The sequence below is a fragment of the Chitiniphilus purpureus genome (assembly GCF_025642115.1).
GTDB lineage: Bacteria > Pseudomonadota > Gammaproteobacteria > Burkholderiales > Chitinibacteraceae > Chitiniphilus > Chitiniphilus purpureus.
In genome coordinates this window covers 1,853,196-1,874,410 of sequence record NZ_CP106753.1, presented here as the reverse complement: position 1 = coordinate 1,874,410, position 21,215 = coordinate 1,853,196, and the positions used below count along the sequence as shown (strand labels likewise).

Below are 21,215 nucleotides of genomic sequence, written 5' to 3'. Positions count from 1 at the left end.
CGCGTCAGGTCACGGTCCGGCGAACAGGCTACGCCCCCCCTCGAAGCGCTGCGCGAAGTAAGGCTTGTCCAGCGATTCGACCTTGATCTTGCCGCCGCTGGACGGCGCATGCACGAACTTGCCATCGCCGATGTAGACGCCCACGTGCGAGTACGGCCTTCCCAAGGTATTGAAGAACACCAGGTCACCCGCGTCCAGCTGGCGACGGTCGATGGGCCGGGCGATCTGCGCGATCTGCGCGGCATTGTGCGGCAGGCTCACACCGGCGGCATTGCGATAGATGAAGCTCACCATGCCGCTGCAATCCAGCCCTGCCTCCGGGTTCTTGCCGCCGAACTGATAACCGACATCGAGCAGCCCCAGCGCGTACAGCAGCACCTCCTGCCGCTGCGCCGAATCGACGATGATCCGGCTGATGCCGGGCGGCGCTGTGGTTTTTCCAGCACGCTTGGGGGGCGCGGAGCAGGCCGCGATCAGCAGCACGGCCGACAACAGGGCGATACGAACGGGCACGGCATTCGCAACCACGGCAATTCCTCTTCCTGACAGCCGAACAGCCTGATTATCCGAAGTCCTGCAGGTTGGACACAAGCGCGCAAGCTGCGCAAAGCACTGGATGCCCCGCCAGCACTCCAACATGGCCCGTATACCCCGAATGGGAGCCCACCATGCGCCCTGCCCTTTCCACACTGTGCCTGCTGCTTGCCGCAGCCCCGCTCCACGCGGACAGCACGCTGCGGTGCGGCAACCTCCTGGTCCAGCCCGGCGACAGCGCCAGCCACGTCATCGGGCGCTGCGGCGCGCCGCAGACGCGTGCCACCAGCGTCGAGCCGGTGTTTGCGACCAACCGGCATGGACGCACCCACCAGGTGGGCAGCATCGAGGTGCAGCGCTGGACCTACGATCGCGGCCCCAATCAGTTCAACGCCCGCCTGCGTTTCGAGGACGGCACGCTGCAACGCATCGACTTCGACTACTGATGGGCAGCGGTCGTCTCATGCCCATGGCGGCGGTGCCGGTTGCCGGTGTGCCGCCATGGCCAGCCATGCCTAACGCGTCAGCTTGAGTCCGGCGAGCGCGGCGGCCATTGCACCTTGCGGCTCAGCCTGGCGCGGTGCCGTCTTCTGTGCCCGACCTGCCGGAATACGTGCGGCGTCGGCGCCGGCATGATCGCGCGCGCTGTCGGACAGGCGCATGCTCAGTGCCACACGGCGGCGCTTCAGATCGACCTCCAGCACCTTCACCTTGACCACGTCGCCTGCCTTGACCACCTCACGCGGGTCCTTGACGAAGCGGTTCGACAGCGCCGAGATATGGACCAGACCGTCCTGATGCACCCCGATGTCGACGAAGGCACCGAAGTTGGTCACATTGGTGACCACGCCCTCAAGCACCATATCGCACTGCAGATCCTTCAGGTCCTCCACGCCTTCGGCAAAGCTGGCGGTCTTGAACTCCGGGCGCGGGTCGCGGCCGGGTTTCTCCAGCTCGGCAATGATGTCCCTGACCGTCGGCAGCCCGAAGCGCTCGTCAGTGAAGTCGGCAGGCGCAAGCTGGCGCAGGAAACCGCTGTCACCGATCAGTGCCTTCACGTTCCGGTTCACCTTGGCGATGATCTTCTCGACCACCGGGTAGGCTTCCGGATGCACCGCCGAGGCATCGAGCGGATTGGTGCCGCCAGGCACCCGCAGAAAGCCGGCCGCCTGTTCGAATGTCTTCTCGCCCAGACGCGGCACCTGCAACAACGCTTTGCGATCGGCAAATGCGCCATGGACGTCGCGATATTGCACGATGTTGCCGGCAAGCGTGCTGCTCAGGCCGGAAACACGTGCCAGCAGGGCAGCTGAAGCGGTATTGAGGTCGACACCGACCGCGTTCACGCAGTCCTCGACCACCGCATCGAGCGTGCGCGCGAGCGCGCCTTGGTTCACATCATGCTGGTATTGCCCCACGCCGATGGCCTTGGGTTCGATCTTGACCAGCTCGGCCAGCGGATCCTGCAGCCGGCGTGCGATCGATACCGCGCCGCGCAGACTGACGTCCAGCGTGGGAAATTCGCGCGCAGCCAGCTCAGAGGCCGAATACACCGACGCGCCGGCCTCGGAGACCACGAGCTTGGTCAGCGCCAGCTCGGGGTGGCGTTTGATCAGCTCGGCGGCGAGTCTGTCGGTCTCGCGGCTGGCGGTACCATTGCCAATGGCGATCAGCTCGACCTTGTGACGGGCGGCCAGCGCCGCCAGCGCGGCGATTGATTTGTCCCACTCGTTGCGTGGCTCGTGGGGATAGAGTGTGGCGGTGTCGACCAGCTTGCCGGTGGCATCGACCACGGCCACCTTCACGCCGGTGCGCAGGCCGGGGTCCAGGCCCAGCGTGGCGCGCGGGCCGGCCGGCGCGGCCAGCAGCAGGTCCTTCAGATTGCTGGCGAAGACCTTGATCGCGTCCAGTTCGGCACGTTCGCGCACCGTATTGATCAGATCGCTCTCCAGGCTGAGAAAGATCTTGGCACGCCAGGCCAGCCGCACCGTGTCCGCCAGCCACTTGTCACCGGGCCGGCCCTGGTTTTCGATGCCGAAGCGCTGGGCGATCTTCAGTTCGCATACGTTCGGCCCCACAGGCCGTGCCGCCGGGTCCAGCTCATCAGGCAGCAGCAACGCAAGATCGAGTACCCCTTCATTGCGGCCGCGCAGCACGGCCAGCACCCGGTGCGACGGCATCTGCGCAAGCCGCTCGCTGTAATCGAAGTAGTCGGAGAACTTGGCACCTTCATGCGCCTTGCCTTCAACCACGGTGGTTTTTACCACGCCGTTGCCGGCCAGGTGGTCGCGCAGGGTGCCGATCAGCCCGGCGTCTTCGGCGAATGCCTCCATCAGGATGGCCCGTGCACCATCGAGCGCCGCCTTGGCGTCGGCCACCTGCTCGTTCAGGTATGCCGCCGCGGCATGCTCCGGCACCAGGCCCGGATCGGCGAGCAGACTGTCGGCCAGCGGCTGCAGCCCGGCCTCGCGTGCGATCTGCGCACGGGTGCGGCGCCTGGGCTTGTACGGCAGGTACAGATCCTCCAGCCGCTGCTTGTTGTCCGCCACCAGGAGGTCGGCGTGCAGCTGCTCGGTGAGCTTGCCCTGCTCCTGCACACTGGCAATCACACTGGCGCGGCGTTCCTCAAGCTCGCGCAGATAGCGCAGGCGTTCATCGAGCGTGCGCAGCTGGGTATCGTCCAGGCCGCCGGTTGCTTCCTTGCGGTAGCGGGCGACAAAAGGCACGGTGGCCCCTTCATCAAAGAGCTGGATCGCCGCTTCGACCTGCTGCGGGCGGCAGGCCAGTTCAGCGGCGAGACGTTGGGAAATCGGGGGAAGCATGATGGATCGATCTCACGGGTTGAACTTCAAAACGCGCCGCGGCGCAGTGCGGCCTGCTGCCACCTGATCACGCTCAGGTCCCGGCCGTGCGCGCAGCCACCAGAGTCAGCAACTGCAACACGGCCAACGCCGGCAGGCGGGTGTTGTCGGCCACGCTCCAGAGCGTGACCCCGCGGCCATCCTCGGAAAAACGTACACGGCTCACCCAGACCTTGTCGCCACCGACCGCGTCCTGACTCGCCGCCACGCCGGCCACGCCGGGCACTTGCAGCAGGAAGACCCGCTCGGCCGCCTTGAGCGCGCCCAGCACCGCTTCGCGCGCCACCGGCGCGGCAAAGTGCAATGCGATGCTGGCGCCATGGCCAAAGAAATGCGGGGTGCGTACGCAGGTGACGTCGAGCAGGCAATCGGCCGGCAGCAGCTTTTTCAGCAAGGCGAGTGCGGCGGCCTCTTCAGCGGTGATCCCGTCCGCATCCGGTTCGCCCATGCCGCCCAGCAGGTTGTAGGCGATACGCTTGGGATAGACCTCGCTGGCCTGCTCGGTCTGGGCAAACAGCGCCCGGGTCTGCTGCGAGAGTTCGTCGACCCCGGCCGGCCCTTCGGTCGAGACCGAGAGCATGCCGGTGGCACTCACGCCGCGCAGCGGCCCCAGCTCGGCCAACGGCGCGATCACGGTGGCCAGTTGCTGCGCAAACGGCGTCGGCAGCGCCAGGATCTGACCGCGCGCGAGCTTGCCGCCCGCCGGCCGCTCGCCTGCCAGATCGATCACCAATGTCCCGGCGGACGCGGCGGCCTGCAGCACCTCTCCGGCCTGCGGCACGCAATTGACCAGCACAGGTGCCGCCTGCCAGTCGAAATCAGCCGCCTCCAGCTCCGGATAGTCTTCGCCGCGAAAGGTCACCATGCCTGCTTCCTCGGCCAAGGTCAGCGGATAGAGCATCGGCAGGCGCAGCGGGCTGTCGGCAATGACTTCCAGCAATGCCTGTCCCAGCGCGGTTTCGCCGCCCAGCAGCGCAAGATTGATCGTGGCCATCCTCGGTCCTCCAAAAACGAACAGGGCGCAGCATGCGCCCTGCAAAAGGCGAATTGTAAAGGAATCCCTGGCAACGCTGCGGCACTACAATGGCTCAGCAATCGCTTGCCGGACCCAACCATCGTGCCAGACCCGCTTACCCAACGCCTGCTGCCCTGGCTGGTTGCCGTAGGGTTCTTCATGCAGACCCTGGACACCACCATCCTCAACACCGCCCTGCCGGCCATGGCGTACAGCCTGCACGAACCGCCGTTGCGCATGCAGTCGGTGGTCGTGGCCTATATGCTGACCGTGGCCCTGCTGATCCCGGCATCAGGCTGGCTGGCCGATCGCTTTGGCACGCGCTGCGTCTTCATGGCGGCCATCGTGCTGTTCAGTCTTGGCTCGCTGTTGTGCGCGCTGTCCGCCACCCTGCAGCAGCTGGTCGCCGCGCGCGTGGTCCAGGGCGTCGGCGGCGCCCTGCTGCTGCCGGTGGGCCGGTTGGCCATCCTGCGCGCCTTTCCCAAGCACCAACTGCTGCAGGTGCTGTCGTTTGTCACCGTGCCCGGCCTGATCGGCCCACTGATCGGCCCCGCATTGGGCGGCTGGCTTGTCGAAGTGGCGAGCTGGCACTGGGTGTTTCTGGTCAATCTGCCGGTCGGCATCATCGGCGGCTTCGCCACCTGGCGATTCATGCCGGCGCTCGTCGGCGAGCGCGCCCGCTTCGATTGGCCGGGCTTCATCCTGTTCGGCGCCGGCATGGTGCTGGTTTCATTGGCACTGCAGGGGCTCGGCGAACACGCACTGCCGCTGGCAAGCTCGCTGGTGCTGCTGTTCGCCGGGCTGGCGGCGATGGCAGGCTATTGGCTGCATGCCGCGCGCAGCCCGGCGCCGCTGTTCCATCGCGACCTGTTCAGGATCCAGACCTATGCGATCGGGGCGCTGGGCAATCTGTTCGCGCGGCTGGGCAGCGGTGCGATGCCGTTCATGACACCGCTGTTCCTGCAGGTGGGATTGGGGTTCTCGCCCAGCCGCGCCGGGCTGTTCATGGTGCCGACCGTGCTGGGCGCCATGCTGGCCAAGGTGCTCGTCGGCGTGGTGATCCCGCGCTGGGGTTATCGCCACGTGCTGGTTGGCAATACCCTGCTGCTGGGCCTGTCCATCGCCAGCTTCGCGCTGAGCGGCCCATACACGCCGGACGGGCTGTTGCTGTTGCAGCTTGCGGTCTTCGGCGTGGTGAACTCGGTGCAGTTCAGCGCGATGAATACGCTGGCGCTGGGCGACCTGGGCCCTGACACCGCCAGCAGCGGCAACAGTCTGCTCTCGGTCGTCATGCAGCTGTCGATGAGTCTGGGTGTGGCCGCCGCCGCGGCACTGCTGGCCGGCTTTTCCAGACAGGGTATCGCGCCGAATCCGCAGCATGTGGTCACTGCGTTCCAATCCACCTATGCCTGCGTCGGCCTGCTTTCGATGCTGGCGGCATTTATCTTCCTGCAGTTGCGACAAGCCGATGGCGATCGCCACCCGGTTCCGCTGGACGCAACCGACACGTAGCGCGGCAGGTGCCCGAGCATCCAGCGTGGTGCCGCCACCGCCTTATCGATTATCTGCAACGATCCAAAGGAGTCTGCCCATGGCCCTGGCCCATGTCTATCTCGCACCCGGTTTCGAGGAAGTGGAAGCGCTCACCATTGTCGACGTACTCCGGCGCGCCGGGGTCGATACCCGGCTGATCGCCCTGGACGACCGGTTGGCCGTATCGGGCGCGCACGATGTGGTGGTACAGGCCGATCTTGCCTTTGCCGCAGTGCATGACCAGCTGGCCGACGTCATCGTGCTGCCCGGCGGGCCGGGCACGCAGGCATTGCTGGCACACGAGGGCGTCTGTGCGCGGGTGCAGGCGCACCAGCATGCCGGCAAGCGTGTGGCCGCCATCTGCGCCGCACCGTCGGTGCTGGCCAAGGCCGGCGTGTTGCAAGGACGCCGTGCCACGTGCTTTCCGGGCTACGAGGACAGGCTTGCCGAAGGCGGTGCAACGCTGTGCGGCTACAACGTCGTCGTCGACGGGCTGATCACCACCGGACGCGGTCCCGGCGTTGCGGGCCTGTTCGCGCTGGAACTGGCCCGTCAGCTGGCCGGCGACGCCAAGGCGCAGGAAACCGGCCGGGCGATGCTCTACCTGTAGCGGGCAGCCCCGAGCGCACACCGCACTTGCGCAAGGGGAAATCATGCCGGCCGCAGACCACGGCCGGCATCGCGGGCTCAGCGGGCCGGTGCACCCGGCTTGCTCAACTCATACACCGTCTTGCCGCGTAGCTTGAACAGTTCTGCTGCATGATAGAGGTTTTCAGAGTGCCCCACGAATAGCAATCCCTCGGGCCGCAGCAAGGGGCCAAAACGCCGCAGGATCTTGAGCTGCGTGTCCTTGTCGAAGTAGATCATCACATTGCGGCAGAAGATCGCATCGAACGGCCCACGCACCATCCAGCTGGCCTCCACTAGATTGAGCCGCCGATACACGATCATCTCGCGCACCTCCTGCTTGACCAGGAAACGCCCATCCGGCAGCCGATCAAAGAAGCGGCGGACCCGCGTGGGGTCGAGCTTCTGCACTTCCTCGGCCGGATAGATGCCGGTGCGCGCCACTTCGAGCACATTGGTGTCCAGATCGGTGGCAATGATCTTGACCGGCGGACGTAGGCTGTCGAACGCCTCGCACGCCGTGATCGCCATGCTATAGGGCTCTTCGCCGGTGCTCGACGCCGAACACCATAGGCTGAGCGAGCCGAACCGCCGGTTGGCCTTGAGCAACTCCATCAGGATGGGGAAATGGTGCAGCTCGCGGAAGAACGAGGTGAGGTTGGTGGTCAGCGAGTTGGTAAAAAGCTCGAACTCCTTCTGATCCCCCCGCTCAAGCACCTGCAAGTAGTCGTTGAAGGTCTTGAGATTGAGCGCACGCAGGCGCTTTGCGAGCCGGCCATAGACCATGTCGTGCTTGGTGGGCGACAGCGCAATACCCGCGTAGTTGTAGATCAACTTGCGAATTTTCTCGAAATCCTGCTCCGTGAACTGAAACTCGCGGGAATTCGGATGCAACATAGTCTGGTCCTTGAGCAACGCGACGAGCAGCCGCTACAGCATAGCCCGAGAGCGCAGCGCCCGATATCTCAACCTTGCCCACCCTGCAACGGCTGCGCGGGCACAAGGCAACGACATCGCACGCGGCGCTACAGGCCCAGCGCCTGCCAGATGGCATCGACCCGGGCAGCCGTCGCGCTGTCATGCGTGATCACCCTGCCCCATTCGCGACTGGTCTCACCTGGCCACTTGTTGGTCGCATCCAGCCCCATCTTGCCGCCCAGGCCGGAAATCGGGCTGGCGAAATCAAGGTAGTCGATCGGGGTGTTCTCGACCAGCAGCGTATCGCGCACCGGGTCCATGCGGGTGGTGATGGCCCAGATCACCTCCTGCCAGCTGCGGGTGTCCACGTCGTCATCGACGATGACGATGAACTTGGTGTACATGAACTGCCGCAGGAACGACCACACTCCGAACAACACCCGCTTGGCGTGGCCCGGATACTGCTTCCTGATCGAGACGACGGCCATCCGGTAGCTGCACCCTTCGGCAGGCAGGTAGAAATCGACGATCTCGGGAAACTGCTTTTGCAGGATGGGCACGAACACCTCGTTCAACGCCACTCCCAGCATGGCCGGCTCGTCCGGCGGCTTGCCGGTATAGGTACTGTGGTAGACCGGCGCGTCGCGATGGGTGATGCGCTGGATCTCGAACACCGGAAACCAGTCCTGCTCGTTGTAGTAACCGGTATGGTCGCCATACGGACCTTCCAGCGCATGCAGGTAGCCGTTGAGTTCCTTGAGCGGCACGCCATGCTCGGACACCCCGCTGTAACCCGGCTCGCATGGCGGAATCACGCCCTCCAGCACGATCTCGGCGGTGGCAGGCACCTGCAGACTGGAGCCCAGACACTGCGTCAATTCGGTCTTGCCGCCGCGCAACAGGCCGGCAAACTGGTATTCCGAAAGCGTATCGGGCACCGGCGTGACCGCGCCCAGGATGGTGGCCGGGTCGCACCCGAGCACCACCGCAAGCGGAAACGGCGTGCCTGGATGCTGCTGCGCATGCTCGCGGAAATCGAGCGCGCCGCCCCGATGCGCCAGCCAGCGCATGATCACACGATTCCTGCCGATCACCTGCTGGCGGTAGATGCCCAGGTTCTGACGGCGCCGGGCCGGCCCGCGCGTGACGACGAGGCCCCAGGTGATCAGCGGGGCCACGTCGCCGGGCCAGCAGTGCTGGACCGGCAGCCAGGCCAGATCGACATCCGGGCCTTCGATCACGTTCTGCTGCACGGCCCCGCGCTTCACCTCCCGCGGCGCCATGCTGAGCACCTGCTTCAGAAGCGGCAGCTTGTCCCACGCATCCTTCCAGCCCTTGGGCGGTTCGGGCTCCTTCAGATAGGCAAGCGTCCTGCCGATCTCGCGCAACGCGCCGGTATCCTGAGCGCCCATGCCCAGCGCCACGCGCCGTGGCGTGCCGAACAGGTTGCCCAGGACCGGCAGCGTGTAGCCCGGTACATTGTCGAACCACAGTGCCGGGCCCTGTATGCGCAAGGTACGGTCGCAGATCTCGGTCATCTCCAGCTTGGGCGACACCGGCAGATGTACCCGCTTCAATTCCCCTTGCTGCTCCAACTGCGCGCAGAAATCGCGCAGATCGCGGTATGTGTCGGACATCGATGGCAAAGCCTGTACGTGGGATGGAAGGAGAGGACGCAAAGCGTCCCCATTGTACCTGCCCCAAACGCGCACGCCCGGCATGGCCGGGCGCGCTGCATTGCCGGAACCGGTTATCAGGCCAGCGACAAGGTCATCGACCTGTGATAACGCTCGCCGGGGGCGAGCTGCAAGGCATTGTCGAACACGTCGCCACGCTCGACGCAGACAAAGCGGCGATAGCCGTCGGAGCCGACGTCGGGCACATTGTTGGCGTATTCCCACGGGTTCCAGACCACGGCACTGCGCGTATCGCTGTCGATACGGATGGCGCCGCGCGCGGTGGCGATGGATTGCACCGCAGGTACGTCGAGGTAGACGCGGTCAGTGGGCCCGGCCACCTGCAATGCGCCAAGCTGGGTGTGCCGGGTATGGGCACCTCCCACGGTATCGATATACGTGGTGCCTTGCAGGCCGTCGATGGTGGCAAGCACCACATCCGGTACCGAGAAATAGGTGTGGAACGCACTGGAGAACGGCACCGGCGTATCGCCACGATGGTGCGCGGTCAGTGCAAGCGTCAGTTCACGTCCGACCGTGACCCGCAGCTCGAACAGGAAATCATGCGGCCATAGCGCGCTGACCGCGGCATTCGGCGTCAGGCTCAAGTCCAGTTCGGTCTTGCCGTCGGGCAATGTGCGTACCGCGTCAAGCGTCCACGGTTGCGCACGTGCAAACCCATGGGCCGGCTTGCCTTCGGGGTGCCCGCCGAACCACGGCAGGCACAGCGGTATCCCCCCCCGGATCGCCTTGCCCGGTGTGAACACGGCCTTCGGAGAAAGCCAGAGCAGGTCTTCGGCACCGGCAGGGCGGAAGGACACGAGATGCGCGCCCTGCAGGGCCAGGACAGCGCTGCCGAGCGCATTCTCGATCACCACCAGCGGCAGCCCCTCGCCGTCGGAGCCGTAGAGTTCGCCGGCGCTGCGGATGCTGACACCCGCCACATCGGCCAGACGCGAATCGAATGCAGACAGGGTTTGCATCAGGTTTCCCTCACGAATGGCAAAGCCAGCATTGTAGAGCAAACGCCGTTGCGCCCATCTACCGACGACCGCTTGTACAGCCCGGGCAAATCAGGGGGGACAAGGCATCATCAAAGCGTGGCCCGCAGGACATCGACGCCTCAACGCCGCGGCACCCATACCATCGCCTCACCATCGAGCACAGGTTCTCCACGCACCGAACAGATCGTCACCAGCCTGACCCGCTGTTTCTCAGGCAACAATTCGGCCACTTCGGCGCGGGCGGTCACGGTGTCGCCGATCTTCACCGGCTTCAGAAAGCGCAATTGCTGGCTCATATAGATGCAACCAGGACCGGGGAGTTTCATCCCGATCACCGAGGAGAGAAACGATGCCGTCAGCATGCCGTGGATGATCCGGCCCTGAAAGCGCGTTTCGCGCGCGAACTCCTCGTCGATATGCATTGGATTGTTGTCCCCGGTGAGCCCGGCGAACAGCACGACATCGGTTTCCGTGACGGTCTTGCGGTATTCGGCGCTCAGGCCGACGTGCAGATCATCGAAAGCGTAGGACATGGCAGGCTCCATCTGTCGGGTGGATTGTGCGGCGCACAATCCAAACACTAACAGCTGACCTCCCCGGACGCCAGGCGATCAGTCTTCCCTGTCCAATGTCCGCGCAAACCATTTGAACAGCCGCCGATACGCATCAGCCGCCGCCTCGGGGTTGGCGCCCAGCGTCACCCCCTGCCCTGGATACTGGCCATCCGGCACATCGCGGCGCACCCGCAGCTCACTGCCGGGCACGTCGAAATCCTGGTAGGTGAGCGGATAACCGACCAGGTGCAGTTGATTGCGCTCGTCACGCTCCGCCAGCTTGCGGCAAGGCGCAATCAGGCTCCAGTCGTCGGACTCGCCCATCAATATCAGCGACGGCACCCGTGCCTGGAAGCGCCGCAGCTGCCTGAGCAACGGCGTGCAGTTTGGATAGAATGCGGCAGCCACCTGCAATCCCTCGGTCTGCCGCCCAGCGAGCTTGAGCGCTGCCGTGCCGCCATGCGACCAGCCTATCGTGCCGATCCGGCCTGCATCGACCGCGGGCTGCTGACGCAGCCACGCCACCGCCCATTGCGCATCGTCCGCCCGTCTTGAGGCACTGACTCTTTGCCTTGCCGGCGGCACCCTGCATTGTTCACGCACCCCGCGTGGACCAAAGCTGTCGGGAATCAGCACCGCATAGCCCAGTTCCTGGAACAGACCGGCCATATGCGCATAGCGCTCGCCCAAGCGCCCGCGCTGCCACATGCCTTCACAACCATGCAGCAGGACCACGGCAGGCGCGCCAAAACTGCCTTCCTTGGGTGGAAGATATTCGGCACGCAACCTGACCCGGCCGGGCCCGGCCAACGACACGGACTCCGCCCACGCCGGCAGCGCAAACACAAGCAATAAGCCGAACCATGAGGCGCGCACGAAAGGGGTCATCTGATGTGAATAAGAAACGGCTAAACCACAGGCAGGCCAGCACTTTAGCACAGGCCGGTATGAAGAGCTTGCCAGGCACGCCCCTGCAAAGCCCATACAAGCATGGATCAATCGCGGCCGGCATCGGAGATCGATCGGCTTACTTTCATGGCAAAGTCCGGCTTGGCGCCAGTGAGTAAGCGGATCACCATTAGGTGGCTCACGAAAAGCGTATCACTCGTGCCAAACGAAAAAGCGCCTCATCGTTGAAGCGCCTTTGAAAAAACTGACTGCAGCCATCCTCAGAAGCATTGCGCCAAGGGCATCCGTACCGCAAATCAAAACCGTGATGGATGCACACCCGCAAGCAGTGCGCCACACAACAATAGATACCTGCCTTCACCCCTAGAGAGCCTTACATCTAGTCGAACAACAAAGACACAATTCAACGAGACCAATGGGATAGCGCGCGACGCTGTGCTTCTTCGGCTTCAGCCACTGTCAGCAACTGCAATTGCGGCTGAGGCCTCCGCAACTGTTCCTGTGCCATGGCATCAGGCTGCGGCGCGAGCAGGAAATCGCCCATTTCCGCCAGATATCCAGACGACATATCGTAGCGCTTCAGCATACCTTGCTCTCCTGTGGGTGACGCCGCTGTGACGGGAAACAAGCTTACAAACGAAATATCGGCCTCCTGCCGAAGAAATACAATCCCGCTCGTCGCCGAAAAAAAACGGTGGAATAATCCACCGTTTTTTCCCGCAGTCAGTTCAAAGATTACGGTTGCTGCGGCACCTTCGCACCGTATTGCACTTCGATCTGCCCCTTCAGGTCCTCCAGATAGCGCATCACTTCGACCTGGCTGTACATCCGCTCGGTCTGCACCCGCATCTGCTCGGCCATCTGCGGCGTCAACTCCGGAGCAGGTACCACCGAAACGACCTTGTAAAGGACATAACTGCCGCCTGCCGCCGGTTTGCCGGCATAGGCGGGTAGTTTGTCCGGCTTGGGCAGGAACAACGCCGCCACGGTTTGTGCATCGAGACCTGGCTCACCTACGCGCCCGACCTCTCGGGGCGCCTCCCAGATGAGCGGTAGGGTCTGGCCTGCCTGCAATGCGGCCAGCTGCTTGGCGCCTTCTTCAAGCACCAGCTTCTCCGCCTTTTTGAGTTTTACACGCTGTTCGACCTGTGCCCGTACCGTCTCCAGCGGGGTCAGCTGCGCCGGCTTGTATTCCAGCACCCGTGCCGAGATCCATTCACCCGGCGCCACCTCGACCGCCTCGGAGTTGTGCTTGGCCTTGAGCACGTCGTCATTGAACACCGCCTCGACCAACTTGGGGCTCTTCAGCTGCGGGTCCTGCGCTCCTTGCCGGGTCACCCAGCCGCTTTGCAAAACCGGGACCTGGAATTGCTCGGCCGCCGGCTTCAGGCTGTCGGCCTTCTGGTAGACGGTTTCCGAGAACTGCTGCACCTGCCCCGTGAACTGGGCGTCGACCTTTTCCTGTTGCAACTTGGCAAGCACCTGGGGCTTCACTTCATCCACGCTCTTGCCGCGGATGTCGTCGACCCGGATCAGGTGGTAGCCATACTGCGTTTCAACCACCTCGCTCAATTGGCCCTTGGGCAGCTTGAGCATGGCTTCCTTAAACGGCGCAACAAAATCGGCATCGGCGCCGAACCAGCCCAATTCGCCCCCCTCGGCTGCCGAGACCGGATCTTTGGAATGCTGCTTGGCCAGTTCGGCAAAACGGTGCGGCTCGGCCAACAACACTTTGCGCAATGCTTCAGCCTCGGCACGCGCCTGCTGGCGCACCGGCGGCTTGGCATCCTTGTCGGCCTCGATCAGGATATGCGACACACGACGTTGCTCGCCAAGCAATTGCGCCTTGTGCTCATCGATGTACTTCTGCACCTCGGCATCACTCACCTGCTGCTTCGCGGCCAATTGCGCCTTGGAAAGCAACACGTACTCCAGGCGGACCATTTCCGGTACACGGAAATCGCTCTGGTTGCTTTCGTAGTACTTCTTCACTTCATCCGGTGTGACCGAGACGCGTGCAACGTAATCTTCAGGACGCAGCGATACCGTCTGGATCTCACGGCGCTCGCCGATCAGCTTAGCAAGCCGCGCTGAAGCGGTCTTGGACGCGATGGCCGTCGCCCCATAAGTGCCGAACAACGCCCGTGCAGTCAGACTGTCGCGGACACGTTGCTCGAACTGCGCGGGCGACATCTGCTGCGCGCCCAGCAAGGTCTGGTAACGTTGTGGGCTGAACTTGCCGTTCTCATGGAAATCTTCCATCTGGGCGATGGCTTGGCGCAACTGCTCGTCGCTCGCAGTCAGGTTCAGGCGCTTGGCTGCGGCCAGCACCAGGCGCTGCTGGACCAACTGCTCCACCACCATCGGACGCATTTCGTTCGAGATCGGCTGCCCAGCGACAGCTTGCTGGACGTCATATTCGGTGATCGGCTTGCCATCGACCTTGGCCAGATAGTTGCCGTCCCCCTCCAACGCGCTGTATCCGGTCACCCCTGCTCCGACCACCAGCCCCAGGGCAACCAGCCCCAAGACGATCTGAACCAGCGTTCTATTCTTTTGGACAATGTCAAACATGAAAACAGGCGCTCCACATCCAGGTTTTTTTGCGGGAACCATGATGCCAGAACCGGCCCAGCCTGTGTTGCCCAGTCGGTGTGAACGCAGCGTGCCGGATCGCGGAAGGTCGGACCGCATCGGGAAATGAAAAAAGCCAAGCATAAGCTTGGCTTTTTTCGTAAGCTGGCGGAGCGGACGGGACTCGAACCCGCGACCCCCGGCGTGACAGGCCGGTATTCTAACCAACTGAACTACCGCTCCAGCGAGGACAGCGATCTTAACATTCTTTCAGCAATTTGCAACTACAGTCGCATACTGATTTTGCCTGGAGCGCTGTGGTGGGTAGTAGTGGATTCGAACCACCGACCTCCTGCGTGTGAAGCAGGCGCTCTAACCAACTGAGCTAACCACCCTTCCCGTCTTCATCGCCGTATATTGGCTCGGCGACGAAAGACAATTATTGTACTGCATCCTTCAGGGATTTGCCAGCCCTAAATTTGGGTTGCTTCGCAGCATCGATCTTGATGGTTTCGCCGGTGCGCGGATTACGGCCATTGCGCGCTTCACGTTCGGCGACGTAGAAGGTGCCGAAGCCGACCAGTGTGACTTCACCGCCGTTCTTCAGGGCATTGGAAACCGCATCAATGGTGGCATCCAGGGCCTTGCCTGCTGCAGCCTTGGAAAGGCCAGCGGATTCGGCGATGGCGTCGATGAGTTCGGATTTATTCACTTACGTCCCCTTTGGTTCTGGTTAGGATAGGTCCGGTCGGCCGATTGCCAGAGCTTTATAGCAAGCAGCAAAAATAGGTGTCAACTAATGCTTGGTCGGGGGTGTTGTTGAATCCGCACCAGGGTCGGAAGGCGGTTGGGCAACGATGCTTTCCTGCGTCCCCTCGGCCTTCCCTGCAGCATCCGGCTGACGCTCCAGTGTATGACCCAGCACCTGGTCGAACCATTTGACCGAGTGTATCGCCAGCCCCCGTTTGACATTGTCGGGGATTTCCGCGAGATCCTTGACGTTGCCGTCCGGGATCAACACATGCTTGATGCCGCCGCGATGTGCGGCCAGCAGCTTTTCCTTCAATCCACCGATCGGCAACACTTCGCCGCGCAGTGTGATTTCACCGGTCATCGCCACATCGCACCGGACCGGTATGCCCGTCAGGATGGACGCCATGGCGGTGGCAATCGCGATGCCCGCGGAAGGGCCGTCCTTCGGCGTGGCGCCTTCGGGCAAGTGGATGTGGATATCGTTCTTCTGATAGAACTCCGGGTCGATTCCCAGTTGGGCCGCGCGCGACCGTACCACTGACAACGCCGCCTGGATCGACTCCTGCATCACATCGCCCAACTGGCCCGTCTGGATCATCTTGCCCTTGCCCGGCAGCTTGACGGCTTCGATCGTGAGCAACTCGCCACCCACCTCGGTCCAGGCAAGACCGGTGACCTGGCCGACCTGGTTCTGCTGCTCGGCCACGCCGTATTCGAACCGGCGCACACCGAGATACTTGTCGAGGTTCTTCGGCGTCACGGTGAGCCGCTTGTCCGACGGCTTGAGCAGCAGGTTTTTGACCACCTTGCGGCAGATCTTGGCAACTTCACGATCCAGGCTGCGCACGCCCGCTTCACGGGTGTAGTAACGCACCACGTCGCGCACTGCCGCCTCGCTGATCACCAGCTCGCCTTCCTTGACGCCGTTGTTGCGCATCTGCTTGGGCACAAGGTAGTTGAGCGCGATGTTGACCTTCTCGTCCTCGGTGTAACCGGAAAGACGGATGATCTCCATACGGTCGAGCAGGGCGGGCGGGATGTTCAACGAATTGGCCGTTGCCACGAACATCACATCCGACAGATCGTAGTCGACTTCGAGATAGTGGTCGCTGAAGGCGTGGTTCTGTTCCGGGTCAAGCACTTCAAGCAGTGCGGAGCTCGGATCGCCGCGGAAGTCGGCCCCCATCTTGTCGACCTCGTCCAGCAGGAACAGTGGGTTCTTGACCCCAACCTTGGTCATGCTCTGCAGGATCTTGCCCGGCATCGATCCGATGTAGGTGCGGCGGTGACCGCGGATCTCGGCTTCGTCGCGTACGCCGCCGAGCGCCATGCGCACGAACTTGCGATTGGTGGCGCGGGCGATGGATTCACCCAGCGAGGTCTTGCCCACCCCGGGCGGGCCGACCAGGCACAGGATAGGGGCCTTGAGCTTGTCGACCCGGGTCTGCACCGCGAGGTACTCGAGAATGCGCTCCTTGATCTTGTCCAGGCCGTAGTGATCGGCATCGAGCACCGACTCGGCCTCGCCCAGATCCTTGCTGATCTTGGATTTCTTTTTCCAGGGCAGGCCCACCAGCGTATCGATGTAGTTGCGCACCACGGTGGCTTCGGCGCTCATGGGCGACATCATGCGCAGCTTCTTGAGTTCGGCCTCGGCCTTCTCGCGCCCCTCCTTGGTCATGCCGGCGGCCTTGATCCGCTTTTCCAGATCGTCGAGCTCGGCGTTTTCGTCGATCTCGCCCAGTTCCTTCTGGATCGCCTTGACCTGCTCGTTGAGGTAGTACTCGCGCTGGCTCTTTTCCATCTGCCGCTTCACACGGCCGCGGATGCGCTTTTCGACCTGCAGGATGTCAAGCTCGGTCTCCAGCTGCTTCAGCAAGTGCTCCATCCGGCGACGCACATCCTCCATCTCGAGCACGGCCTGCTTCTGCTCAAGCTTGAGCGGCAGGTGCGCAGCGATGGTGTCGGCAAGGCGCCCGGCCGATTCGATGCCGGAGAGCGAGGTCAGGATCTCGGGCGGGATCTTCTTGTTGAGCTTGACGTACTGGTCGAACTGGCTGAGCAACGCACGGCGCATCGCTTCGGCCTCATGGCCGGCATCCTCATTGGGATCGTGCGGCAACGCGGTCGCACGGAAGTAACCGTCCTCGTCCTGCAAGGCATTGACCGTCGCGCGCTGCACGCCTTCGACCAGCACCTTCACCGTTCCATCCGGCAGCTTCAACAGCTGCAGGACCGTGGCGACGGTGCCGACCGGGTAGATGTCGGCCATGCTGGGTTCGTCCTTCTGCGCGTTCTTCTGCGCCACCAGCAGGATATGCCGCCCTTCTTCCATCGCGGCCTCAAGCGCGCGGATCGACTTGGGGCGGCCGACGAACAACGGAATCACCATGTGCGGGAACACCACCACGTCCCGCAGCGGCAACATCGGGAACTGAGCGGGTTCGGAAGGCAGGACTTGGGATTCAGACATATGGGCTGACCTGAAGAGTTGTACGGGGTACCTGCAAGGGTACCCTCATCATGATGTGGTCTGACGTTGTGAAATTCAACGTCGATTCGACGACACCGGAGCGAGGGAATGAAAAACGGGATCGGCCGGCCGATCCGGCGCCGCGCGCTGCGCGCCGTGGACCGGCCCGGCCCAGATCAGGCGGCGGCCGATTCCTCGGTCACGCTGGCGACCTGCTGCGGCGGCACCCCGGCGGTGATCGTTTCCGGGCCCACCACCACGCGCGCCACGCCTTCGAGCGCCGGCAACTCATACATGGTGTCGAGCAATGCGCCTTCGAGGATGGAACGCAGCCCGCGCGCGCCGGTACGACGCTCCATCGCCTTTTTGGCGGTCGCTTCGAGCGCGGCCTCGGTCAGCTCCAGCGTGACGCCTTCCATTTCGAACAGTTTCTGGTATTGCTTGACCAGGGCATTCTTCGGCTCGGTCAGGATCGAGATCAGCGCCGCCTCGTCCAGCTCGTCCAGCGTGGCGATCACCGGCACCCGGCCGACGAACTCGGGGATCAGACCGAAGCGGATGAGGTCATCCGGCTCCACCTGATGCAGCACGAGGCCAACGTTGCTCTTGTCGTCCTTGGACTGCACCTCGGCGCCAAAACCGATGCCACCCTTAACCGACCGGTTGCGGATGATCTTGTCCAGCCCTTCAAACGCGCCGCCGACGATGAACAGGATGTTGGTGGTATCGACCTGCGGCATCTCATGGTTGGGGTGCTTGCGTCCGCCATGTGGCGGTACCGACGCAACCGTGCCCTCGATCAGCTTGAGCAGCGCCTGCTGCACCCCCTCGCCGGAGACATCGCGCGTGATCGACGGGTTCTCGGACTTGCGCGCGATCTTGTCGATCTCGTCGATATAGACGATGCCGCGTTGCGCCTTCTCCACGTCGTAGTCGCACTGCTGCAGGAGCTTGGCGATGATGTGCTCGACATCCTCGCCCACGTAGCCCGCTTCGGTCAGCGTCGTGGCGTCGGCGATAACGAACGGCACGTCGATCAGCTTGGCCATGGTCTGCGCCAGCAGTGTCTTGCCCGAGCCGGTCGGGCCGATCAGCAGGATGTTGGACTTGGACAGCTCCACATCATTGCCAACCTTCTGGTGCTTGGTGGAAAGCCGCTTGTAGTGGTTGTACACCGCCACCGCCAGGATCTTCTTGGCCCGCTCCTGGCCGATCACGTACTGATCGAGCACGGTGCGGATCTCGGTCGGCTTGGGCAGCTTCTTGCCGCCCGGGGTCTGCGGCTCGGATGCCAGCGTCTGTGCCGCCTCATCCTTGATGATGTCGTTGCACAGCTCGATGCATTCGTTGCAGATGAACACCTGGGGACCGGCGATCAGCTTGGTCACCTCGTGCTGGCTCTTACCGCAGAAAGAGCAGTAGAGCAGTTTTTCGTTGGACTTGTCGGTCATCAGCCATCTCCCTCACACGCGGGAGCCGCGGTATCAAAGCAAAAGCCGCCAGCAGCATACTGGCGGCGCGAGTACGGTGCCGGCAGCTCAGACCGCCGGATTGCGCGAGGCGAGCACCTCGTCCACCAGGCCGTAGTTCTTGGCTTCCTCGGCCGACAGGAAGTTGTCGCGGTCGGTATCGCGCTCGACCACCTCCAGCGGCTGCCCGGTATGCCTGGCGAGCAGTTCGTTGAGCTGGCGCTTGGTCTTGAGCAGTTCGCGGGCGTGGATCTCGATGTCCGAGGCCTGGCCGGCAAGGCCACCGATCAACGGCTGGTGGATCATGATGCGCGAATGCGGCAGTGCAAAGCGCTTGCCCTTGGCACCGCCCGAAAGCAGGAAGGCCCCCATCGAGGCCGCCATGCCCACACACAGCGTGGACACGTCCGGCTTGATGAACTGCATGGTGTCGTAGATCGCCATCCCTGCCGTGACGGAGCCGCCGGGCGAGTTGATGTAGAAATGGATGTCCTTGTCCGGGTTCTCGCTTTCAAGGAACAGCAGCTGCGCGACCACCAGGTTGGCGCTCTGGTCATTGACCGGGCCGACAAGGAAGACGACCCGCTCCTTCAGAAGGCGCGAGTAGATGTCATAGGAGCGCTCGCCCCGGCCGCTCTGCTCGATCACCATGGGGATGAGACCGAGGTTTTGCGGGTCGAATTCCGATCGTTGCATGATGTGTCCTTAGTGGCGGCCGATCAACCCTGCTGGCCCATCAGTTCGTCGAAGGCCACCGCCTTCTCGACCGACTTGACCTGCCCGAGCACGAACTCGACCACGTTGTCTTCCAGGGCCATCGATTCGGGGCCTGCGAGCCGCTCGCGCTTCTCGTAGTACCAGGCCACCACATCGGTGGGATCTTCGTAGTTCTCGGCCAGATCTTCGACGATGGCCTTGACCTGCTCGGGCTTGGCCTGCAGATCGTGGGCCTTCACCAGGTCTGCCAGCACCAGGCCCAGATGGACCCGGCGCTTGGCCTGGGCTTCGAACATCGCAGGCGAGAACGGTACCAATTTGGGATCGATGCCGCGGGCTTTCAAGTCGGCCTGCGCCTGTTCCGCAAGGCGGCCGATCTCCATGCCCACCAACGCACGCGGCAGATCGACGGGCGCAGCCTCGATCAGTACGCTCATCACGCTTTCCTTGAGCCGCGCTTTCAGGCGCAGCCGCACTTCGCGCTCCAGGTTCTTTCTCACCTCGGCGCGCATCTTGGTCACGTCACCGTCGGCAATGCCAAGTGCCTTGGCGAATTCGGCATCCACCTCGGGCAGCTTGGGTTCGGCGACATTCTTCACGGTGATCGCGAACACCGCGGTCTTGCCGGCCACGTCCTTGCCCTGGTAGTCCTCGGGGAAGCGGACCTCGACGTCCTTGGTTTCGCCTTCCTTCATGCCGCGGATGCCGGCCTCGAAGTCGGCCAGCATCTGGCCCTTGCCCAACAGGAAGGCATAGTTCTCGGCCGAACCGCCTTCGAACGCCTCACCGGCGATGGTGCCCTTGAAGTCGATGATGACGCGGTCTTCGTCCTGCGCTGCGCGCTCGACCCGGTCAAAGCGCGTGCGCTGGCGACGCAGGATCTCGACGGTCTTGTCAACCTCGGCCTCGCCCACGCTCAGCGTGGGCTTCTCAAGCTCACGGCCGGCCAGATCACCCAGCTTGACCTCGGGATAGACCTCGAACGTGGCGACGAACTGGAAATCGCCTTCGGCCGGTGCATCGGCCTTGGGCTCGAAGCGCGGGTAGCCCGCCACCTGCAGTTGCTGCGCCTGCACCGCCTCGCCGAACGAGCGCTCGACGGTCTCGCCCAGCACCTCTTCCTGCACGCGGAAACCGTATTGCTGCGCCACGATGTTGAGCGGTGCCTTGCCCGGCCGGAAACCGGCGATCTTGGCTGTCTTGGCGACATTCTTCAGCCGCGCGTCCACCCGCTTGCTGATCTCATCGCGCGGGATCGAAAAGCTGAGGCGCCGCTCAAGGCCGTTCAGGGTTTCCAGTTGTGCTTGCATGTCGATGTCCTTGGGGCGAATGCTCGCGCAGGCTTTCAACGGATGCCTGCTGCGGTCAGGCAATGGCCGAAACCGGCGGCCATTGCAATGAATGGGTTTATATGAAAGTTGACGGCGCTTGGCGCCGTGGTGCGAGAGGGGGGAATCGAACCCCCACGCCTTGCGGCGCTGGAACCTAAATCCAGTGCGTCTACCAATTCCGCCACCCTCGCGGGGCTCTGCCGCGCGCGGTCCGCGACGGGCTGCGCCTGGGCAAACGCCGATTATAGGGGAAAGCATTTGCTATTC

At 63.4% G+C, this 21,215-nt stretch carries 18 protein-coding genes and 3 tRNA genes; 3 read left to right on the top strand and 18 right to left on the bottom strand.

The genetic code is table 11. From position 1 onward, the window contains the following. Window positions 1-9 precede the first annotated feature (9 nt). Window positions 10-528: a C40 family peptidase gene (locus tag N8I74_RS08730; protein ID WP_263126506.1), complete on the bottom strand. Its 519-nt coding sequence runs from the start codon at window positions 526-528 to the stop codon at window positions 10-12. Between the two features lie 140 nt (window positions 529-668). Between N8I74_RS08730 and N8I74_RS08725 the strand changes: the two genes are divergently transcribed. Beyond that, window positions 669-980, top strand: coding sequence for a DUF2845 domain-containing protein (locus N8I74_RS08725; RefSeq protein ID WP_263126505.1), 312 nt, complete (start codon window positions 669-671; stop codon window positions 978-980). 69 nt (window positions 981-1,049) lie between these two features. Here N8I74_RS08725 and N8I74_RS08720 read toward each other — a convergent pair whose 3' ends face one another. After that, on the bottom strand, window positions 1,050-3,356 hold the full coding sequence (locus N8I74_RS08720; RefSeq protein WP_263126504.1) for a Tex family protein: 2,307 nt from the start codon (window positions 3,354-3,356) through the stop codon (window positions 1,050-1,052). A 73-nt stretch (window positions 3,357-3,429) separates the two neighbouring features. Beyond that, window positions 3,430-4,389 carry an Asd/ArgC dimerization domain-containing protein gene (locus tag N8I74_RS08715; protein WP_263126503.1) on the bottom strand — a complete coding sequence of 320 codons (960 nt, stop codon included), beginning with the start codon at window positions 4,387-4,389 and terminating at the stop codon, window positions 3,430-3,432. Between the two features lie 123 nt (window positions 4,390-4,512). Here N8I74_RS08715 and mdtD point away from each other — a divergent pair, with 123 nt between their 5' ends. Both mdtD and N8I74_RS08705 read left to right on the top strand, forming a co-directional pair. Next, the gene (gene mdtD / locus N8I74_RS08710; RefSeq protein ID WP_263126502.1) at window positions 4,513-5,922 is read left to right on the top strand and encodes a multidrug transporter subunit MdtD; all 1,410 of its coding nucleotides are present in this window, start codon (window positions 4,513-4,515) and stop codon (window positions 5,920-5,922) included. Between the two features lie 79 nt (window positions 5,923-6,001). Then, entirely contained in the window at window positions 6,002-6,553 is a 552-nt protein-coding gene (locus N8I74_RS08705; RefSeq protein ID WP_263126501.1) for a DJ-1 family glyoxalase III, read from the top strand. Between the two features lie 77 nt (window positions 6,554-6,630). On the opposite strand, the gene N8I74_RS08700 is transcribed toward N8I74_RS08705, so the two are convergent. The 15 genes from N8I74_RS08700 to N8I74_RS08630 form a co-directional block, all read right to left on the bottom strand. Beyond that, complete coding sequence (locus N8I74_RS08700) at window positions 6,631-7,467, bottom strand: CheR family methyltransferase (RefSeq protein ID WP_263126500.1); 837 nt, start codon at window positions 7,465-7,467, stop codon at window positions 6,631-6,633. Between the two features lie 128 nt (window positions 7,468-7,595). Beyond that, window positions 7,596-9,125, bottom strand: coding sequence for a 4-hydroxy-3-polyprenylbenzoate decarboxylase (ubiD, locus tag N8I74_RS08695; RefSeq protein ID WP_263126499.1), 1,530 nt, complete (start codon window positions 9,123-9,125; stop codon window positions 7,596-7,598). Window positions 9,126-9,241: 116 nt separating this feature from the next. After that, window positions 9,242-10,147, bottom strand: a complete 906-nt coding sequence (locus N8I74_RS08690; protein ID WP_263126498.1) for a D-hexose-6-phosphate mutarotase — start codon at window positions 10,145-10,147, stop codon at window positions 9,242-9,244. A gap of 140 nt (window positions 10,148-10,287) precedes the next feature. After that, window positions 10,288-10,701, bottom strand: a complete 414-nt coding sequence (locus N8I74_RS08685; RefSeq protein ID WP_263126497.1) for a MaoC family dehydratase — start codon at window positions 10,699-10,701, stop codon at window positions 10,288-10,290. Window positions 10,702-10,779: 78 nt separating this feature from the next. Continuing rightward, window positions 10,780-11,610: a dienelactone hydrolase family protein gene (locus N8I74_RS08680; protein ID WP_263126496.1), complete on the bottom strand. Its 831-nt coding sequence runs from the start codon at window positions 11,608-11,610 to the stop codon at window positions 10,780-10,782. Window positions 11,611-12,034: 424 nt separating this feature from the next. Then, complete coding sequence (locus N8I74_RS08675) at window positions 12,035-12,217, bottom strand: hypothetical protein (RefSeq protein WP_263126495.1); 183 nt, start codon at window positions 12,215-12,217, stop codon at window positions 12,035-12,037. A 149-nt stretch (window positions 12,218-12,366) separates the two neighbouring features. Next, window positions 12,367-14,205, bottom strand: a complete 1,839-nt coding sequence (locus N8I74_RS08670) for a SurA N-terminal domain-containing protein (RefSeq protein ID WP_263126494.1) — start codon at window positions 14,203-14,205, stop codon at window positions 12,367-12,369. A 166-nt stretch (window positions 14,206-14,371) separates the two neighbouring features. Then, window positions 14,372-14,448 (bottom strand) — tRNA-Asp (locus N8I74_RS08665). Window positions 14,449-14,523: 75 nt separating this feature from the next. Beyond that, a tRNA-Val gene (locus N8I74_RS08660) sits at window positions 14,524-14,600 on the bottom strand. Window positions 14,601-14,644: 44 nt separating this feature from the next. Next, window positions 14,645-14,917 (bottom strand): HU family DNA-binding protein, encoded by a 273-nt coding sequence (locus N8I74_RS08655; RefSeq protein WP_263126493.1) that lies wholly within the window; start codon window positions 14,915-14,917, stop codon window positions 14,645-14,647. Window positions 14,918-15,001: 84 nt separating this feature from the next. Then, entirely contained in the window at window positions 15,002-17,431 is a 2,430-nt protein-coding gene (gene lon / locus N8I74_RS08650; RefSeq protein ID WP_263126492.1) for an endopeptidase La, read from the bottom strand. A 176-nt stretch (window positions 17,432-17,607) separates the two neighbouring features. Beyond that, window positions 17,608-18,882, bottom strand: a complete 1,275-nt coding sequence (clpX, locus tag N8I74_RS08645) for an ATP-dependent Clp protease ATP-binding subunit ClpX (protein WP_263126491.1) — start codon at window positions 18,880-18,882, stop codon at window positions 17,608-17,610. Window positions 18,883-18,969: 87 nt separating this feature from the next. Then, window positions 18,970-19,596: an ATP-dependent Clp endopeptidase proteolytic subunit ClpP gene (gene clpP / locus N8I74_RS08640; protein ID WP_263126490.1), complete on the bottom strand. Its 627-nt coding sequence runs from the start codon at window positions 19,594-19,596 to the stop codon at window positions 18,970-18,972. Window positions 19,597-19,619: 23 nt separating this feature from the next. Continuing rightward, window positions 19,620-20,927 carry a trigger factor gene (tig, locus tag N8I74_RS08635; RefSeq protein ID WP_263126489.1) on the bottom strand — a complete coding sequence of 436 codons (1,308 nt, stop codon included), beginning with the start codon at window positions 20,925-20,927 and terminating at the stop codon, window positions 19,620-19,622. 127 nt (window positions 20,928-21,054) lie between these two features. Next, window positions 21,055-21,139: transfer RNA gene (locus N8I74_RS08630), tRNA-Leu, on the bottom strand. Window positions 21,140-21,215: the final 76 nt, after the last annotated feature.

What these genes read in the sequence shown, in the direction of transcription:
- N8I74_RS08700 (WP_263126500.1), bottom strand. Translation starts at nt 7,467, where the DNA reads ATGTTGCATCCGAATTCCCGCGAGTTTCAGTTCACGGAGCAGGATTTC.
- clpP (WP_263126490.1), bottom strand. Translation starts at nt 19,596, where the DNA reads ATGCAACGATCGGAATTCGACCCGCAAAACCTCGGTCTCATCCCCATG.
- N8I74_RS08715 (WP_263126503.1), bottom strand. Translation starts at nt 4,389, where the DNA reads ATGGCCACGATCAATCTTGCGCTGCTGGGCGGCGAAACCGCGCTGGGA.
- N8I74_RS08690 (WP_263126498.1), bottom strand. Translation starts at nt 10,147, where the DNA reads ATGCAAACCCTGTCTGCATTCGATTCGCGTCTGGCCGATGTGGCGGGT.
- tig (WP_263126489.1), bottom strand. Translation starts at nt 20,927, where the DNA reads ATGCAAGCACAACTGGAAACCCTGAACGGCCTTGAGCGGCGCCTCAGC.
- N8I74_RS08720 (WP_263126504.1), bottom strand. Translation starts at nt 3,356, where the DNA reads ATGCTTCCCCCGATTTCCCAACGTCTCGCCGCTGAACTGGCCTGCCGC.
- ubiD (WP_263126499.1), bottom strand. Translation starts at nt 9,125, where the DNA reads ATGTCCGACACATACCGCGATCTGCGCGATTTCTGCGCGCAGTTGGAG.
- N8I74_RS08685 (WP_263126497.1), bottom strand. Translation starts at nt 10,701, where the DNA reads ATGTCCTACGCTTTCGATGATCTGCACGTCGGCCTGAGCGCCGAATAC.
- N8I74_RS08675 (WP_263126495.1), bottom strand. Translation starts at nt 12,217, where the DNA reads ATGCTGAAGCGCTACGATATGTCGTCTGGATATCTGGCGGAAATGGGC.
- N8I74_RS08680 (WP_263126496.1), bottom strand. Translation starts at nt 11,610, where the DNA reads ATGACCCCTTTCGTGCGCGCCTCATGGTTCGGCTTATTGCTTGTGTTT.
- N8I74_RS08670 (WP_263126494.1), bottom strand. Translation starts at nt 14,205, where the DNA reads ATGTTTGACATTGTCCAAAAGAATAGAACGCTGGTTCAGATCGTCTTG.
- N8I74_RS08705 (WP_263126501.1), top strand. Translation starts at nt 6,002, where the DNA reads ATGGCCCTGGCCCATGTCTATCTCGCACCCGGTTTCGAGGAAGTGGAA.
- clpX (WP_263126491.1), bottom strand. Translation starts at nt 18,882, where the DNA reads ATGACCGACAAGTCCAACGAAAAACTGCTCTACTGCTCTTTCTGCGGT.
- lon (WP_263126492.1), bottom strand. Translation starts at nt 17,431, where the DNA reads ATGTCTGAATCCCAAGTCCTGCCTTCCGAACCCGCTCAGTTCCCGATG.
- N8I74_RS08725 (WP_263126505.1), top strand. Translation starts at nt 669, where the DNA reads ATGCGCCCTGCCCTTTCCACACTGTGCCTGCTGCTTGCCGCAGCCCCG.